This is a genomic window from Pluralibacter gergoviae ATCC 33028 = NBRC 105706, assembly GCF_001598855.1.
In the GTDB taxonomy this organism is placed as follows: domain Bacteria; phylum Pseudomonadota; class Gammaproteobacteria; order Enterobacterales; family Enterobacteriaceae; genus Pluralibacter; species Pluralibacter gergoviae.
Map to the genome: position 1 here is coordinate 27,714 of NZ_BCZS01000014.1, position 16,562 is coordinate 44,275.

The following is a 16,562-nucleotide window of genomic DNA, read 5'->3' on the forward strand; positions in this document are numbered from 1 at the left end:
GAGCGGAAAGCGCAACCGTTTCCCTTATTTGCATTTTCCGGCTATCGACTTGCGGATAAATCATTTAGTGAACGTCCGGCCCTCTGCGACACTCCTCTTACAGTTATCAATTCCTGATAGAACCTAACTTTTAGTTATAAGGAGTGGTTATGCGCGTCATTACGCTTGCGGGCAGCCCGCGGTTCCCTTCCCGCTCCAGCGCCCTGCTGGAGTACGCGAGGGAGAGACTTACCCAGGTTAACGTCGACGTTCGCCACTGGCATCTGCAGAACTTCGCGCCTGAAGATCTTCTCTATGCCCGCTTTGATAGCCCGGCGCTGCAGACCCTGAACGAGCAGCTGGCCGATGCCGATGGCCTGATTATCGCCACCCCCATTTATAAAGCCTCTTTTTCCGGGGCGCTGAAAACCCTGCTCGACCTGCTGCCCGAGCGGGCGCTGGAGGGGAAAATCGTGCTGCCGCTGGCGACCGGCGGCACCGTTGCCCACATGCTCGCCGTCGATTATGCCCTTAAGCCGGTGCTCAACGCCCTGAAGGCCCGGGAGATCCTCCACGGCGTATTTGCCGACGACAGCCAGGTCCAGGACTACCAGCACCGGCCGCAGTTCAGCGCCAATCTGCAAAAGCGCCTTGATGACGCGCTCGAAACCTTCTGGCAGGCGCTGCACCGCCGCGATACCGCCGCTCCGGCGTTCCATACCGCCCCGGGGGTTGCCCATGCTTAACCGTTCCCGCGCCGCCCTGCTGGCCATCGCGGCGCTGATAACGCTTCCGGCGTGGAGCCACGCCGCCGAAAAGGCGCCTGACGCGCTGCGCATCGGCTACCAGAAAGGCAGCGTCAGCATGGTACTGGCCAAAAGCCACCATCTGCTGGAGCAGCGCTACCCTGATACCAAAATCTCATGGATCGAGTTCCCGGCCGGGCCGCAGATGCTGGAGGCGCTCAACGTCGGCAGCATCGATCTCGGCAGCACCGGCGATATTCCGCCGATTTTCGCCCAGGCCGCCGGGGCGGATCTGGTGTACGTCGGCGCCGAGCCGCCGAAACCGAAAGCGGAAGTGATCCTCGTAGCGGAAAACAGCCCGATTAAAACGGTTGCCGATCTGAAGGGGCATAAGGTCGCTTTTCAGAAAGGCTCCAGTTCGCACAATCTGCTGCTGCGCGCCCTGCAGCAGGCGGGGCTTAAGTTTACCGATATTCAATCCGCCTACCTGCCCCCCGCCGACGCGCGGGCCGCCTTTGCGCAGCATAGCGTCGATGCCTGGGCTATCTGGGATCCCTATTACTCTGCCGCGCTGCTGCAGGGCGGCGTCCGGGTGCTGACCGATGGCAGTAAGCTGAATCAAACCGGCTCTTTCTATCTCGCCTCCCGCCCCTACGCGGAGAAAAACGGCGCCTTTATTGAAGGGGTGCTGGCAGCCTTTACCGAGGCCGACGCCCTGACCGTCAGCCAGCGCCAGCAGAGCACGGCGCTGCTGGCAAAAAGCATGGGCCTGCCGGAAGCGGTGATCGCAAGCTACCTCAGCCACCGCCCCACCAGCGCCATTACGCCGGTCAGCGCCGAAACGGCGCGCCGCCAGCAGCAGACCGCCGATCTCTTTTATCAAAATCACCTGGTGCCGAAAAAGGTCGACATTAAAGACCGCATCTGGCAGCCGGCCGCCCAACAAGGAGCTAAGTCATGAGCCTGAATATGTTCTGGTTTTTACCCACCCACGGCGATGGTCACTATCTGGGCAGCGAAGAGAATGCCCGACCGGTAGACCACGGCTATCTGCAGCAGATAGCCCAGACCGCCGATCGCTTTGGCTACACCGGGGTGCTGATCCCGACGGGCCGCTCCTGCGAAGACGCGTGGCTGGTGGCGGCCTCGCTCATTCCGGTCACCCAGCGCCTGAAGTTCCTGGTGGCGCTGCGTCCGAGCGTGATTTCACCGACCGTCGCCGCGCGCCAGGCCGCGACGCTTGACCGCCTCTCCAACGGCCGGGCGCTGTTTAATCTGGTGACCGGCAGCGATCCGCAGGAGCTGGCGGGCGACGGCGTGTTCCTCGATCACACCGCCCGCTACGAAGCGTCAGCCGAATTTACTCATATCTGGCGCCGCCTGCTGGAGGGCGAAACCGTCACCTTTAACGGCAAATATCAGAAGGTCCGCGAGGCGAAACTGCTGTTCCCGCCGGTGCAGCAGCCGCGCCCGCCGCTCTACTTCGGCGGGTCGTCTGACGTGGCGCAGGATCTGGCCGCCGAGCAGGTTGACCTCTATCTCACCTGGGGCGAACCGCCGGCGCAGGTAAAAGAGAAGATAGAGCAGGTCCGGGCCAGGGCGGCGAAGCTGGGCCGCAGGATCCGCTTCGGGATCCGCCTGCACGTCATTGTGCGCGAAAGTAATGAAGAGGCCTGGCAGGCCGCCGACCGGCTGATCTCGCACCTCGACGATGCCACCATCGCCCGCGCCCAGGAGGCGTTTGCCCGCACCGATTCCGTCGGCCAGCAGCGGATGGCCGCCCTGCACGGCGGGCGCCGCGATAAGCTGGAGATAAGCCCCAACCTGTGGGCGGGCGTGGGCCTGGTGCGCGGCGGCGCCGGGACGGCGCTGGTCGGCGATGGGCCGACGGTCGCGGCGCGCATCAACGAATACGCGGCGCTGGGTATCGACAGCTTTGTTCTCTCCGGCTATCCGCATCTCGAAGAGGCGTGGAGAGTCGGCGAACTGCTGTTCCCGCACCTCGATGTGGCGGTGCCGGAAGTCCCCCGCCCTGCCGCGCTACAGCAGCAGGGTGAAGTGGTCGCCAATCTGTTTATACCGCGCAAAGCCGCCCAGAGCTGAGGATCGGTACATGGCAAAACCTGTAGATTTCTGGCTGCAGCGCGCGGCGCCGTGGCTGCTGCCGGTCGGCATCGTGATCTTCTGGCAGATAGCCTCCTCCGTCGGCTGGCTCTCCACCCGCATCCTGCCCTCGCCGGAGGGCGTCGTGGAGGCCTTCTGGAGTCTCTCCGCCAGCGGCGAGCTGTGGCACCATCTGGCAATCAGCAGTTGGCGGGCGCTGGTGGGCTTCGCCATCGGCGGCTCTATCGGCCTGGCCCTGGGGCTGATAAGCGGCCTCTCCCGCTGGGGAGAGCGGCTGCTGGATACCTCCATCCAGATGCTGCGCAACGTGCCGCACCTGGCGCTGATCCCGCTGGTGATCCTGTGGTTCGGTATTGACGAAACCGCCAAGATTTTCCTCGTGGCGCTCGGGACGCTGTTCCCGATTTACATCAATACCTGGCACGGGATCCGCAATATCGACAGAGGACTGGTGGAGATGGCCCGCAGCTACGGCCTCTCGGGTCCGGCGCTGTTCTGGCACGTGATCCTGCCCGGTGCCCTGCCCTCCATCATGGTCGGCGTGCGCTTTGCGCTCGGCCTGATGTGGCTGACGCTGATTGTTGCCGAAACCATCTCCGCCAACGCCGGCATCGGCTATCTGGCGATGAATGCCCGCGAATTCCTGCAAACCGATGTGGTGGTGGTGGCCATCATTCTTTATGCCCTGCTGGGAAAACTGGCCGACACGGCGGCGCAGCTGCTTGAGCGCGTCTGGCTGCGCTGGAACCCGGCCTATCATCTGAAGGAGGCAAGCGTATGAATACCGCGCGTCTGAATCCCGGCATTCCGCTACTGCTCAACGCCGTCGGCAAGCGCTACGGCGACAACGTGGTGCTCAACGATCTGGATCTGCACATCCCCGCCGGGCAGTTTGTGGCGGTGGTCGGGCGCAGCGGCGGCGGTAAAAGCACCCTGCTGCGGCTGCTGGCCGGGCTGGAAAAACCCAACGCCGGCGAGCTGCTGGCGGGCAACGGCCCGCTGACCGCCAGCCAGCAGGAGACGCGGCTGATGTTTCAGGACGCCCGGCTGCTGCCGTGGAAAAGCGTGATTGATAACGTCGGCCTCGGTCTGCAGGGCAAATGGCGCGACCGGGCGCTGGAGGCGCTGGCCGCCGTCGGTCTCGAAAACCGCGCCGGCGAGTGGCCCGCCGCGCTCTCCGGCGGGCAGAAGCAGCGCGTGGCCCTGGCCAGGGCGCTGATCCACCGCCCCGGCCTGCTGCTGCTCGACGAGCCGCTCGGCGCGCTGGACGCCCTGACCCGGCTGGAGATGCAGGATCTGATTGCGTCCCTGTGGCAGGAACACGGCTTTACGGTACTGCTGGTCACCCACGACGTCAGCGAGGCGGTGGCGATGGCGGACAGGGTGTTATTAATTGAAGAGGGAAAAATCGGCCTCGACCTGACGGTAGACCTTCCCAGGCCCAGACGCAAAGGTTCGGCGCGGCTGGCCGAGCTGGAGGCGGAGGTGCTCAACCGGGTGATGCGCCGCGGCCACTCCGAGCCGCGCAGCCGGCGGCACGGGTGAAACAAATCGGGCGGGGAAAAATCCCCGCCCGACCGGCGTTATGACTGCATCAGGGCTTACGCCAGCGCCTTCACAATCTTCTCGTACAGATCTCCGGAGAGATTCTCCAGCCCCTTCAGCTGCTCCAGCGCGCTGCGCATCTTCTGCTGCCGCGCCGCGTCGTAGCGCTTGAGGCGGATCAGCGGCTCAATCATACGCGACGCCACCTGCGGGTTGCGGGTGTTCAGATCGGTGAGCATCTCGACCAGGAACTGATAGCCGCTGCCGTCCCCGGCGTGGAAGGCCGCCGGGTTGAGGCTGACGAAGGCGCCAATCAGCGCGCGGATGCGGTTCGGGTTGCTCATCGTAAACGAGCGGTGGTTAAGCAGCCCGCGCACCGTCTCCAGCACGTTTGCCGCCGGGCTGGTGGCCTGCAGGTTAAACCACTTGTCCATCACCAGGCCGTCCTCATGCCACTTGTCGTCGTACGCCTGCATCAGCGCATCGCGGCACGGCAGTTCAGCGGCCACCGCGGCGGCCAGGGCGGCCAGGGCGTCGGTCATGTTATCGGCCGTTTGATACTGATGGCTGACCAGTTTATCGGCCAACTCTGCGTCGCCAAAGGCCAGATAGCGCAGGCAGACGTTGCGCAGCGAACGCTTACCGATATCGGCATGCTCAACGCGGTAGGCGTCGAGGGCGTTGGCGTTATACACCGCCAGGCATTCGTCCGCCAGCTCAACGGCCAGCGTGCGGGTCAGCGCCTCGTGCACCGTGGCGATGGCGATCGGATCGATCGTTTCAAACAGTTCGGCTATCTCGTTGACCGACGGAAGAGTGAGGATCTGCGCCGCAAGGGCCGGATCGATCTTCTCGTCGAGCAGGATCGCGCGGAAGGCATCGGCAACGTGGACCGGGAGCGACAGCGGCTGGCCCTGCTGCTGGCGGGCGACGTTAAGCTTAATATAGGTCGCCAGCAGGCTCTGGGCCGCGTCCCAGCGGGAGAAGTCGTTGCGGGCGTGGCGCATCAGGAACGTCAGCTGCTGATCGCTCCACTTATAGTCAAGCTTCACCGGCGCGGAAAATTCGCGCAGCAGCGACGGCACCGGCTGGAAATAGACATTATCGAAAATAAAGGTCTGTTCTGCCTGAGTGACGTTAAGGACGTTGTGTACCGGATGGCCGCCCTTCTGCAGCGGGATCACTTTCCCTTCGCCGTCGTAAAGCTCAATATCGAACGGAATATGCAGCGGCAGCTTCTCGGGCTGATCGGCGCTCGGCGGCGTGTGCTGCCTGATGGTCAGCGTGTACTGTTCGGTTTCCGGATTGTAGTCATCGTGCACGGTCACTACCGGCGTACCCGACTGGCTGTACCAGCGGCGGAAGTGCGAGAGATCGACGTTAGAGGCATCCTCCATCGCCTGCACAAAGTCGTCGCAGGTAGCGGCGCTGCCGTCGTGGCGCTCAAAATAGAGCTGCATCCCCTTCTGGAAATTCTCTTCGCCGAGCAGCGTGTGCAGCATGCGGATCACTTCGGCGCCCTTTTCATACACCGTCAGGGTGTAGAAGTTGTTCATCTCGATGACCATCTCGGGGCGGATCGGATGCGACATCGGGCTGGCGTCTTCGGCAAACTGCAGGCCGCGCATGGTGCGCACGTTGCTGATGCGATTGACCGCGCGGGAGCCGAGATCGGAGCTGAACTCCTGATCGCGGAACACGGTCAGGCCCTCTTTCAGACTCAGCTGGAACCAGTCGCGGCAGGTGACGCGGTTGCCGGTCCAGTTGTGGAAATATTCGTGGCCGATCACCCGCTCAATGTCGAGATAGTCTTTATCGGTGGCGGTGTCGCTGCGGGCCAGCACGTACTTAGAGTTAAAGATATTGAGGCCTTTATTCTCCATCGCGCCCATATTAAAGAAGTCGACGGCGACAATCATATAGATGTCGAGATCGTACTCAAGGCCGAAGCGCTCTTCATCCCACTTCATCGAATTTTTCAGGGAGGTCATCGCCCAGGGCGCGCGGTCGAGGTTGCCGCGATCGACGTACAGCTCGAGGGCGACGCTGCGTCCGGAGCGGGTAATGAAGGTGTCGCTCAGCACATCAAAGTCGCCGGCCACCAGCGCAAACAGATAGCACGGTTTCGGGAACGGATCCTGCCACTGCACCCAGTGGCGGCCGTCGCTCAGCTCGCCCTGCGCAACGCGGTTGCCGTTGGACAGCAGGAACGGATATTTGCTTTTATCGGCGATAATTTTGGTGGTAAACCGCGCCAGCACGTCCGGGCGGTCCAGATACCAGGTGATGTGGCGAAAGCCTTCGGCCTCGCACTGGGTACACAAGGCTTCACCAGACTGGTAAAGCCCTTCCAGCGCGGTATTCGCCGCCGGGCTGATTTCATTGACGATGCACAGCGTAAAATGCTCCGGCAGCCCGTTTATCACCAGCTGATTGTCTTCTTCTTTATAGTCGCTCCAGGCCTGGTCGTTGACATGCACCGAAAGCAGAGTCAAATCTTCGCCGTCAAGGCGCAGCGGAGCGTCAGATGCACCGTGGCGGGTGAGCGTACTCACGGCGGTAACAACGGTTTTCGCGGCATCCAGGTCAAAGGTCAGTTCGATATCGCCTATCGTATAGTCCGGCGCACGGTAGTCGTGGCGGTACTTGGCTTGGGGCTGTTGTGTCATAAAAAACCTTTAGCATCTGTATAAAGTGTCAGTCCAGTCTATTCTTGTTGCTTGCGGTTCGCTACGCAGAATGTTCATCTTTTCATGGGCAAAGGCGCGAAATGCAACATTTTGATAACTATCGGCACGAAATGCCCTCGATCCTGCCGCCGCCTTGTGGTGTGATCGGGGTTCAATAAATCAATAAACAAGGTATACTCCAGCGAAACTGGCTGTTGTTTACTGTACTAAACGCTCCTTTAATGAGGATGCAATTGCGCACCATGACACTATCCGCTACCCCTGTACTGCAGACGTTGCTCGATACAGATGCCTACAAGCTGCACATGCAGCAGGCCGTGTTCCATCAGTACTATGATGTCCACGTCGCTGCTGAATTCCGCTGCCGCGGCGACGATTTACTGGGCATTTATGCTGACGCCATCCGCGACCAGGTGGACGCGATGCAGTCCCTGTCGCTGCGGGACGATGAGTTTCAGTGGCTCTCCGGCCTGCCCTTCTTTAAGCAGGACTACCTCGACTGGCTGCGCGATTTCCGCTACGACCCGCGCCAGGTCACCGTCAGCAATGAGAACGGCAAACTCAATATTCGCCTCGCCGGACCGTGGCGGGAAGTCATCATGTGGGAAGTACCGCTGCTGGCAGTCATCAGCGAGTTGGTGCACAGCCTGCGCACCCCTCAGGCCGGCGTCGGCCAGGCGCTTGCGCATCTGGAGCATAAGCTCACCGATTTCCGCCGGCTTACCGCCGACATCGATATGTCCGGCTTCCGGCTGATGGATTTCGGCACCCGCCGCCGCTTCTCCCGCGAGGTTCAGCAGGCTATCGTTGAGCGCCTGCAGCAGGAGCCGTGGTTTGTCGGCACCAGCAACTACGACCTGGCCCGCCGTCTTCATCTCACGCCGATGGGCACCCAGGCCCATGAGTGGTTCCAGGCGCATCAGCAGCTCAGTCCAAGCCTCGCCGCCAGCCAGCAGGTGGCCCTCGCCGCCTGGCTCAAGGAGTATCCGGATCAGCTGGGGATTGCGCTGACCGACTGCATCACCATGGATGCCTTCCTGCGCGATTTTGGTCCGGAGTTCGCCGGCCGTTATCAGGGGCTGCGCCACGACTCCGGCGATCCGGTCGAGTGGGGCGAGAAAGCCATCGCTCACTATCAGAAGCTGGGTATCGATCCGCTGAGCAAAGTGCTGGTCTTCTCCGACAATCTGGATATGAATAAGGCCGTCGGACTTTATCGCCACTTCTCTTCCCGGGTGAAGCTGAGCTTCGGCATCGGCACTCGCCTGACCTGCGACATTCCGCAGGTTAAGCCGCTGAATATTGTGATTAAGCTTGTCGAGTGCAACGGCAGACCGGTAGCCAAACTCTCGGACAGCCCGGGCAAAACCATTTGCCACGATCAGGCGTTTGTCCGCGCCCTGCGCGAGGCTTTCGACATTCCCAAGGTCAAAAAAGCCAGCTAACTGACAAAAGGGAGCCTTTCCGGCTCCCTTCTTTCTATTATTTACGCAAATCCCCGCCATCGCTGCGAAATGTTCTTGTCTGATAAAAGATGACAGGTAACATAGGTATCCCCCTTCAGTCAGAAGGTGGAAAGCTAAACCTTATTCCTGACAACTAACAGAGAGAACACTATGAGCGTTGTGCCTGTAGCCGACGTACTCCAGGGCCGCGTAGCCGCTGACAGCGAAGTCACCGTGCGCGGATGGGTGCGTACCCGCCGAGATTCAAAAGCTGGCTTTTCCTTCCTCGCCGTCTATGACGGTTCCTGCTTTGATCCTGTACAGGCCGTCATTAATAATTCTCTGCCCAATTACAATCAGGAAGTGCTGCGCCTGACCACCGGCTGTTCGGTCATCGTCACCGGTAAAGTGGTCGCCTCCCAGGGCCAGGGCCAGAGCTTTGAAATTCAGGCCAGCAGCGTGGAAGTGACCGGCTGGGTTGAAGATCCTGATACCTACCCGATGGCGGCCAAGCGCCACAGCATCGAGTACCTGCGCGAAGTGGCCCACCTGCGCCCGCGCACTAACCTGATCGGCGCCGTCGCGCGCGTGCGCCACACGCTGGCCCAGGCGCTGCACCGCTTCTTCGACGAGCAGGGCTTCTTCTGGGTCTCCACGCCGCTTATCACCGCCTCCGATACCGAAGGCGCCGGCGAGATGTTCCGCGTCTCCACGCTGGATCTGGAAAATCTGCCGCGCAACGACCAGGGCAAGGTGGACTTCGACAAAGATTTCTTCGGCCGCGAAGCCTTCCTGACCGTCTCCGGCCAGCTTAACGCCGAGACCTACGCCTGCGCGCTGTCGAAGGTGTATACCTTCGGCCCGACCTTCCGTGCCGAAAACTCCAACACCAGCCGCCACCTGGCGGAGTTCTGGATGCTGGAGCCGGAAATCGCTTTTGCCGATCTGGAAGATAACGCCGCGCTGGCGGAAGCGATGCTCAAGTACGTCTTCAGGGCGGTGCTGACAGAGCGCGCGGATGACATGAAGTTCTTCGCCGAGCGCGTCGATAAAGACGCTATCGCCCGCCTGGAGCGCTTCGTGGATGCCGACTTCGCCCAGGTTGACTATACGGATGCCATCACCATTCTGGAAAACTGCGGCCATAAGTTCGAGAATCCGGTTTTCTGGGGCGTGGATCTCTCCTCCGAGCACGAGCGCTATCTGGCAGAGCAGCACTTCAAAGCGCCGGTGGTGGTAAAAAACTATCCGAAAGACATCAAGGCCTTCTATATGCGCCTTAATGACGACGGTAAGACCGTGGCTGCGATGGACGTGCTGGCGCCGGGCATCGGCGAGATCATCGGCGGCTCCCAGCGTGAAGAGCGTCTGGATGTGCTGGACGCGCGCCTGGCAGAAATGGGGCTCAATAAGGAAGATTACGGCTGGTATCGCGATCTGCGCCGCTACGGCACCGTGCCGCACTCCGGCTTTGGTCTCGGCTTCGAGCGCCTTATCGCCTACGTCACCGGCGTGCAGAACGTGCGCGACGTAATTCCGTTCCCGCGCACTCCGCGCAACGCCAGCTTCTGATTTTTGCGCACATTCCGAAACCAGCCTGCGGGCTGGTTTTTTTTGATGTTCAGCTTTTGTTAGGAAACTTCACCAAGTTTAAAGGGCAATAGCGACTTTTCTGTAAAATGTTACACATCGTTTCGCGCAATAAATTTGCACAAAAATTTCATCCTTCCCTTGTTTAGTTCACATTTCATTTTCTGCTTAGCATAAATAGCAACCTTTCACAAAGCACAAACGGTCAAGCAAAATCGCCATAAGAAAAAGTGTGGTGAGAATCATTCTTGCATAGGAAAGTGGGTTATTGAAAAATATAATAAGCCAATCATATAGATAGATATAAAGGCGTTTACTTAGTAACCGGTTACTCTGGAAGTATGAACTGGTTCACAAAGTTCCTTTTAATTCACAAACTCTTACACATAATTTCTTTTTGTAACTCCTTTAGCGTATTTGTAGCACTTTCCGGCTAGCGAAACGTTGTCATGAATGGAAATATGCCTCTCAGACACAGAAAGACACCAAACTCTCATCAATGGTTCTGTAAATCTTTATTGACGGAAGGCATTGGGAGCAGTGGCAGGTGTCCATAAAAAAACCTATGAGGGTAATAAATAATGATGAAGCGCAATCTCCTGGCAGTGGTTATCCCTGCCCTGCTGGTAGCCGGTACCGCGAACGCAGCGGAAGTGTTCAACAAAGACAGCAACAAGCTGGACCTGTACGGTAAAATGGTAGGTCTGCACTACTTCTCTGATAACGACGGCAACGACGGCGACCAGAGCTATGCGCGTCTTGGCTTCAAGGGCGAAACAAAAGTTAACGATTACCTGACCGGCTATGGTCAGTGGGAATACCAGTTCCAGGCGAACAATGCTGAAGGCAGCGGTTCCAACGGTAGCGATAAAACCCGTCTGGGCTTCGCAGGTCTGAACTTCGGCGACTACGGCTCATTCGACTACGGTCGTAACTACGGTCTGGTCTACGATGCCATCGGCATCACCGATATGCTGCCGGAGTTTGGCGGCGACAACGGCGCTGCGGACAACTTCTTCGCCGGTCGTCAGGGCGGTGTAGCTACCTACCGTAACCAGAACTTCTTCGGCCTGGTTGAAGGTCTGCACTTCGGCGTGCAGTATCTGGGCAAAAATGAGCGTAATGACTTCCAGCGCTCCAACGGTGACGGCTGGGCAACCTCTCTGGCCTACGAGTATGAAGGCTTCGGTGTAGTGGGTGCTTACGGCGCCGCTGACCGTACTGATGCTCAGACCAAAGCCGCTCTCGGCCATGGTGATAAGGCAGAGCAGTGGACTGCTGGTCTGAAATATGATGCCAACAACATCTACCTGGCAGCCATCTACGGCGAAACCCATAACGCAACCCGCATCAGCCGTCCGAACCCAGTTGCTGGCGGTGATGACATTAAAGGCTTCGCTAACAAAACTCAGGACTTCTCCGTTGTTGCACAGTACCAGTTCGACTTTGGTCTGCGTCCGTCCATCGCTTACTACAAATCTAAAGCGAAGAAAGTGGAAGGCGTGGGCAGCGAAGACTACATCAACTACATCGAAGTGGGCGCGTCTTACTACTTCAACAAAAACATGTCCACCTATGTTGACTACCTGATCAACCAGATCGACGGTGACAACAAGCTGGGCGTGAACGACGACAATACCGTTGCGCTGGGTATTGTTTACCAGTTCTGATTTGCAGTACGCCACTTTGTTATATGCTTGAAAAACAGGGCTTCGGCCCTGTTTTTTTTCGTCTGCCAGTTGAAAATAACAACTTGCGAAAAGTCCGTCGTATTTCGTTGCAAACGGTTGGCTTTTTGTAGATCTGCCGTTAACCTGAAGGCCGGACTTCTACCCGTAATCACTATGGAACCTCGTCATGTTTGAGAACATCACAGCCGCCCCCGCAGACCCCATTCTGGGCCTGGCCGACCTTTTTCGCGCCGACGATCGCCCGAGCAAAATCAACCTCGGGATTGGTGTTTATAAGGACGAAACCGGTAAGACACCGGTATTAACCAGCGTTAAAAAAGCAGAGCAGTTTCTGCTGGAAAACGAAACCACCAAAAATTATCTCGGCATCGACGGTATTCCGGAGTTTGGACGCTGCACCCAGGAGCTGCTGTTTGGCAAAGGCAGCGCTATCGTTAACGATAAGCGCGCCCGCACGGCGCAGACGCCGGGCGGCACCGGCGCGCTGCGCGTAGCGGCCGATTTTCTCGCTAAAAACACCGACGTGAAGCGCGTCTGGGTCAGCAATCCAAGCTGGCCGAACCACAAGAGCGTCTTCAACTCCGCCGGGCTGGAAGTAAAAGAGTACGACTATTACGATGCCAGCGGCCACGCGCTCAACTTTGACGGTATGCTGGCAAGCCTCAGCGCCGCACAGGCCGGCGACGTCGTGCTGTTCCACGGCTGCTGCCATAACCCCACCGGGATCGATCCAACGCTTGAGCAGTGGCAGCAGCTGGCCGCGCTCTCCGTTGAGAAGGGCTGGCTGCCGCTGTTTGATTTCGCCTATCAGGGCTTTGCCCGCGGCCTGGAAGAAGACGCTGAGGGCCTGCGCGCCTTCGCCGCGGTACACAAAGAGCTGCTGGTCGCCAGCTCCTACTCTAAAAACTTTGGCCTCTACAACGAGCGCGTCGGCGCCTGCACGCTGGTTGCCGCCGATGCCGAAGGCGTTGACCGCGCGTTCAGCCAGATGAAGGCGGTGATCCGCGCCAACTACTCCAACCCGCCGGCCCACGGCGCCTCTGTCGTTGCCACGATCCTCAGCAATGACGCGCTGCGCGCCATCTGGGAACAGGAGCTGACCGATATGCGCCAGCGCATTCAGCGCATGCGCCTGCTGTTTGTGAACACCCTCGCCGAAAAAGGCGCCGATCGCGATTTCAGCTTTATCGCGAAGCAGAACGGCATGTTCTCCTTCAGCGGCCTGACCAAAGAGCAGGTGCTGCGCCTGCGCGAAGAGTTCGGGATCTACGCAGTCGCGTCCGGGCGCATCAACGTCGCCGGCATGACCCCGGACAACATGGCGCCGCTGTGCGAGGCGATTGTCGCGGTTCTCTAAGCGCTGCGAAATAAAAAAGGCCGCTTTCGCGGCCTTTTTTATGTTTACCAGACGGGAAGTTCATCCTGCAGGAAGGGGTTATGCAGCCGCTCTTCGCCGAGCGTCGACATCGGACCGTGGCCCGGAATAAAGGTCACGTCGTCGCCCAGCGGCAGCAGCTTGTCCTTAATGGCGGCGATCAGCTGATTGTGGTTGCCGCGCGGGAAATCGCTGCGCCCGACGCCGCCCTTAAAAATGACGTCGCCGGAAATCAGCAGCCGCGAGGCGTCGTCAAAAAAGACGATATGCCCCGGCGTATGGCCCGGACAGTGGAGCACCTGAAGGCTAACGTTACCGACGCTGACCGTATCGCCCTCATTCAGCCAGCGATCCGGCGTCAGCGGCGGGCAGTCCTCAAGGCCGAACATCCGGCTCTGGGCGGGCAGCCCCTCCAGCCAGAACTGATCCTCTTTTTCCGGGCCGATAATCGGCACGCCGTAGTGTTCCGCCAGCTCCGCCGCCGCGCCCACGTGGTCGAGATGACCGTGGGTCAGCAGGATCTGCATCAGCGTCACGCCCGCGGCGGTCACCTCTTCTTTAATACGCCCGGCATCGCCGCCGGGATCGACCAGCGCGGCGAGCTTCGTTTGCTCACACCAGATAAGCGAGCAGTTCTGCGCGAAAGCGGTGACCGGAATAATACGATAGTTCATGTTGCTCCTGTTTCGTTACCAGTTCCTTACCGGACCGGTATCAATATGCACAAAGTTACTACGTGGATAGTATCCTACACCACCCGCGCGCATAGACAACGCGGCTTTGCGAACATTGCTTAACGAAACGCCTTCAATATGGAAATCCATCGCCTGCCCTTTGGTGTGGTAGCTGTGCTTAGCCACGCCGCGGCTGTGGTGGCGCAGATCGTCGTTGGTCGCCAACGAGCGATAGCCGGAAATCAGCTGTACCGGTCTGTTGGTGCCGAGCAGTCCCTGAAGGCGATAGAGATGATCGAAGAGCCGGGGATCGATGGTTGTCATTTTGTTCGCGCGATAATCACGGAAGAAATGATTTAATTTTGCTAATTCATCCTGAATGTAGCCTCTGCCATCGAAGAACTCCGCCTTGATTGACTCACCGGTGTTCAGGTTGTTGAGCGTCAAAATACGCGGACGTGGTGTCGAGAGAGTGGCAAATGCTGGCGTCGGTAGAATGGCGGCCGCACCGAGGGCAGCGCCACCTAACGCCAGCAGTCTGCGGCGGTTAGCGTCAAATTTGTCCATGATAATCAGGTCTACAAGTCAGTAAATGGTCGTTATGTATGCACTTCTGGCGCACGAATGGGCACCTTAACCATCAACAGCGCTGACGTCAAGAAGGCCCAACCCCAGTGAATCCGGGGCCTGTAGCCTGATAGCCCCAAAATGCACTAATTTCTACGACACTGAATTACCTGAACTGTTTCATTTACCTGATTAATTGTTCCGCTTTAGGCAAAATTTGTGCGCCAGATCGCGCGATGAGATCGTAATTGTAAATATCTGTACGATACTGCGGACGACCATCCGCACCGACGAATGCCGTCAGGTAGTAAAGATTAACCGGAATGTTGTGGCGGATATTAACATAACGCGTGTTTCCGGCCTTCAGGGCGTCGGAAATGCGCGTATCGTTCCAGCCGGCATCCTGCAGCAGCATGTTCGCCAGCTCGGAAGCTTTATTCACCCGCACGCAGCCGGAGCTGAGCGCCCGCGTCTCTTTAGCAAACAGCGCGTGGTTCGGCGTATCGTGCAGATAGATGGCGTCCGAACTCGGCATGTTGAACTTATAGCGGCCCAGCGAGTTGCGCTCGCCCGGCGCCTGCTGGAAGCGGAACGGCAGATTGGACGGCGTGATCGTCGACCAGTCGACCTGATAAGGATTGATCGCCTCTTTGCTGTTCCAGCCGCGCATCAGCGTGTAGCCGTGGCGCTCGAGATAGCCGGGGTCGTTACGCACTTTCGGCAGGATATCGTTGCGCGCCAGCGTCGGCGGCACGTTCCACGGCGGATTCACCACCACGTTATTGAGCGCGCTGCTCATCATCGGCGTTTTACGGTCCGGACGGCCGACGATGACGCGGGAAGCCAGCACCTGATTACCGTCGAGGTAGTAGACCAGCGAGTAGGCAGGAATATTGACCATGATGCCGGTGGAAAGCTTGCCGGGCAGCAGGCGCAGACGCTGAATATTGAGCGCCAGAACGCCCGCACGCTGCGCCGGGCCGACGTTGAGCCAGTCGCGGGTGCTCTGACCGATAACGCCGTCAGCGGCGAGTCCCTGCGCGCTCTGAAAGCGCTTAACCGCCTCCACCAGTTCGCCGCCGTAGACGGACGGCGCAGCGGATTTCTTTTTCTTACGCTTTGGCGGCGGCGCGGACGGACTCACGGCGCCATCATCGCCCGGCAGAGCGATATCCGGCGCGGTATCGAGCATACCGCTGCGCGCCAGGATCTCGCGCAGCGCCGGAACGTCTTTACTCCACTGGCCGGGGCTGAGCTTAGCGCTGCTCTGCATCTGCGGCCACGGTCGGGTATCGGTGAGCTGAGCCAGCAACGCCCGGTGCATGGCGGCATACTGCGGATGCTGCGGCGCCAGGCCGGCAATGAACTGCGGCAGGGAGCCATCATTAAGCGCCAGCTGCCAGCGGTTGATCACCGACAGCGCCGGCATCGCCAGCGCGTAAGGCTTACTGCTGTACAGCCAGCGGTTGCCCTGCACCGGAATACTGCTAACAAACTGCAGATAGCCAAGCATGGCGTCCGATAGCACCACGTCGCGGGCGCTGCCGGTAATCGACGGATCGGTCAGCAGTTCAACCCAGCGGATAAACTGCGGCTGGAAGCCGGCAATGGCGACCTCGGCCAGCTGCTGCTGGAAGGCCTGCACCGCATCGCGGTTTTCCCACATCGGCTTCATATCGCGGGCGGCGTACAGCCCGGCAAGCGCATTCATGTAGGCGGGCGTGTAGCCCTGCGGCAGCTGAGACTGGATATCGGCGCGGGCTTTCGCCGCCGCGCCGGCGGGCAGAGGCTGAATCCCCACCATCATCGCCACGGCGGGTGTCAGCCCCTCAGATTGGGTCATTACCGGCGCGGTATCGCCAGGCGTGGCGGAGCCGTCGGCCGGCACCAGAGCAGGTTCTTCTGCCTGCGCATCGTACAGTGGAGCAAATATCAGCGTCAGGGCGAAACTCAGCGCCGACAGCCGAAGACCTTTCGATTTATTAAGCAACATCCTTTGCCCCCTGTTTCACATTGCAGCCCGCATCAGGCGGGACTTGTTCTCAGTATATAAACACAAAACCAGTTTTGCCCGACCAACTGTAAAGAAGATTAAAGATCTTACACGTATTTCATTTGTATGAGGATAACAAAAAG

13 protein-coding genes are annotated in these 16,562 nt (G+C 59.3%); 9 read left to right on the top strand and 4 right to left on the bottom strand.

The genetic code is table 11. The annotated features are described in order from the left end of the window. Positions 1-149: 149 nt before the first annotated feature. Genes ssuE through ssuB form a run of 5 tightly spaced genes read left to right on the top strand, consistent with a single transcriptional unit; the run spans position 150 to position 4,394 of the window. Positions 150-725 (top strand): NADPH-dependent FMN reductase, encoded by a 576-nt coding sequence (ssuE, locus tag ENGE1_RS14870; protein WP_048252399.1) that lies wholly within the window; start codon positions 150-152, stop codon positions 723-725. Further along, positions 718-1,686, top strand: coding sequence for a sulfonate ABC transporter substrate-binding protein (locus ENGE1_RS14875; RefSeq protein WP_048272888.1), 969 nt, complete (start codon positions 718-720; stop codon positions 1,684-1,686). The genes ssuE and ENGE1_RS14875 overlap by 8 nt, the downstream gene beginning before the upstream one ends. Beyond that, a complete protein-coding gene (gene ssuD, locus ENGE1_RS14880; protein WP_043084761.1) occupies positions 1,683-2,828 on the top strand; it encodes an FMNH2-dependent alkanesulfonate monooxygenase in 1,146 nt (381 codons plus the stop codon). Before ENGE1_RS14875 ends, ssuD begins: the two co-directional genes overlap by 4 nt. A 10-nt stretch (positions 2,829-2,838) precedes the next feature. Then, positions 2,839-3,630, top strand: a complete 792-nt coding sequence (gene ssuC / locus ENGE1_RS14885; protein ID WP_043084762.1) for an aliphatic sulfonate ABC transporter permease SsuC — start codon at positions 2,839-2,841, stop codon at positions 3,628-3,630. Further along, the gene (gene ssuB, locus ENGE1_RS14890; protein WP_043084763.1) at positions 3,627-4,394 is read left to right on the top strand and encodes an aliphatic sulfonates ABC transporter ATP-binding protein; all 768 of its coding nucleotides are present in this window, start codon (positions 3,627-3,629) and stop codon (positions 4,392-4,394) included. Before ssuC ends, ssuB begins: the two co-directional genes overlap by 4 nt. A gap of 56 nt (positions 4,395-4,450) precedes the next feature. On the opposite strand, the gene pepN is transcribed toward ssuB, so the two are convergent. Next, positions 4,451-7,063, bottom strand: a complete 2,613-nt coding sequence (gene pepN, locus ENGE1_RS14895) for an aminopeptidase N (RefSeq protein ID WP_043084765.1) — start codon at positions 7,061-7,063, stop codon at positions 4,451-4,453. A gap of 263 nt (positions 7,064-7,326) precedes the next feature. Between pepN and pncB the strand changes: the two genes are divergently transcribed. The 4 genes from pncB to ENGE1_RS14915 all read left to right on the top strand — a co-directional run bounded on the left by pncB (position 7,327) and on the right by ENGE1_RS14915 (position 13,167). Then, positions 7,327-8,529, top strand: a complete 1,203-nt coding sequence (gene pncB / locus ENGE1_RS14900) for a nicotinate phosphoribosyltransferase (protein ID WP_043086678.1) — start codon at positions 7,327-7,329, stop codon at positions 8,527-8,529. Between the two features lie 171 nt (positions 8,530-8,700). Further along, positions 8,701-10,101, top strand: a complete 1,401-nt coding sequence (asnS, locus tag ENGE1_RS14905) for an asparagine--tRNA ligase (RefSeq protein ID WP_043084767.1) — start codon at positions 8,701-8,703, stop codon at positions 10,099-10,101. A gap of 599 nt (positions 10,102-10,700) precedes the next feature. Beyond that, positions 10,701-11,789, top strand: a complete 1,089-nt coding sequence (gene ompF / locus ENGE1_RS14910; protein ID WP_048252396.1) for a porin OmpF — start codon at positions 10,701-10,703, stop codon at positions 11,787-11,789. 187 nt (positions 11,790-11,976) lie between these two features. Next, positions 11,977-13,167, top strand: coding sequence for an amino acid aminotransferase (locus ENGE1_RS14915; protein ID WP_048252395.1), 1,191 nt, complete (start codon positions 11,977-11,979; stop codon positions 13,165-13,167). Between the two features lie 44 nt (positions 13,168-13,211). On the opposite strand, the gene ENGE1_RS14920 is transcribed toward ENGE1_RS14915, so the two are convergent. From ENGE1_RS14920 to ldtD, 3 genes are all read right to left on the bottom strand, one after another. After that, complete coding sequence (locus ENGE1_RS14920; protein WP_043084777.1) at positions 13,212-13,859, bottom strand: MBL fold metallo-hydrolase; 648 nt, start codon at positions 13,857-13,859, stop codon at positions 13,212-13,214. A 15-nt stretch (positions 13,860-13,874) separates the two neighbouring features. Continuing rightward, on the bottom strand, positions 13,875-14,426 hold the full coding sequence (locus tag ENGE1_RS14925) for a YcbK family protein (RefSeq protein WP_043084779.1): 552 nt from the start codon (positions 14,424-14,426) through the stop codon (positions 13,875-13,877). A gap of 184 nt (positions 14,427-14,610) precedes the next feature. Next, entirely contained in the window at positions 14,611-16,419 is a 1,809-nt protein-coding gene (gene ldtD / locus ENGE1_RS14930; RefSeq protein ID WP_048252394.1) for a L,D-transpeptidase, read from the bottom strand. Positions 16,420-16,562 lie beyond the last annotated feature (143 nt).

What these genes read in the sequence shown, in the direction of transcription:
- ssuE (WP_048252399.1), top strand. Translation starts at nt 150, where the DNA reads ATGCGCGTCATTACGCTTGCGGGCAGCCCGCGGTTCCCTTCCCGCTCC.
- ENGE1_RS14875 (WP_048272888.1), top strand. Translation starts at nt 718, where the DNA reads ATGCTTAACCGTTCCCGCGCCGCCCTGCTGGCCATCGCGGCGCTGATA.
- ssuD (WP_043084761.1), top strand. Translation starts at nt 1,683, where the DNA reads ATGAGCCTGAATATGTTCTGGTTTTTACCCACCCACGGCGATGGTCAC.
- ssuC (WP_043084762.1), top strand. Translation starts at nt 2,839, where the DNA reads ATGGCAAAACCTGTAGATTTCTGGCTGCAGCGCGCGGCGCCGTGGCTG.
- ssuB (WP_043084763.1), top strand. Translation starts at nt 3,627, where the DNA reads ATGAATACCGCGCGTCTGAATCCCGGCATTCCGCTACTGCTCAACGCC.
- pepN (WP_043084765.1), bottom strand. Translation starts at nt 7,063, where the DNA reads ATGACACAACAGCCCCAAGCCAAGTACCGCCACGACTACCGTGCGCCG.
- pncB (WP_043086678.1), top strand. Translation starts at nt 7,327, where the DNA reads ATGACACTATCCGCTACCCCTGTACTGCAGACGTTGCTCGATACAGAT.
- asnS (WP_043084767.1), top strand. Translation starts at nt 8,701, where the DNA reads ATGAGCGTTGTGCCTGTAGCCGACGTACTCCAGGGCCGCGTAGCCGCT.
- ompF (WP_048252396.1), top strand. Translation starts at nt 10,701, where the DNA reads ATGATGAAGCGCAATCTCCTGGCAGTGGTTATCCCTGCCCTGCTGGTA.
- ENGE1_RS14915 (WP_048252395.1), top strand. Translation starts at nt 11,977, where the DNA reads ATGTTTGAGAACATCACAGCCGCCCCCGCAGACCCCATTCTGGGCCTG.
- ENGE1_RS14920 (WP_043084777.1), bottom strand. Translation starts at nt 13,859, where the DNA reads ATGAACTATCGTATTATTCCGGTCACCGCTTTCGCGCAGAACTGCTCG.
- ENGE1_RS14925 (WP_043084779.1), bottom strand. Translation starts at nt 14,426, where the DNA reads ATGGACAAATTTGACGCTAACCGCCGCAGACTGCTGGCGTTAGGTGGC.
- ldtD (WP_048252394.1), bottom strand. Translation starts at nt 16,419, where the DNA reads ATGTTGCTTAATAAATCGAAAGGTCTTCGGCTGTCGGCGCTGAGTTTC.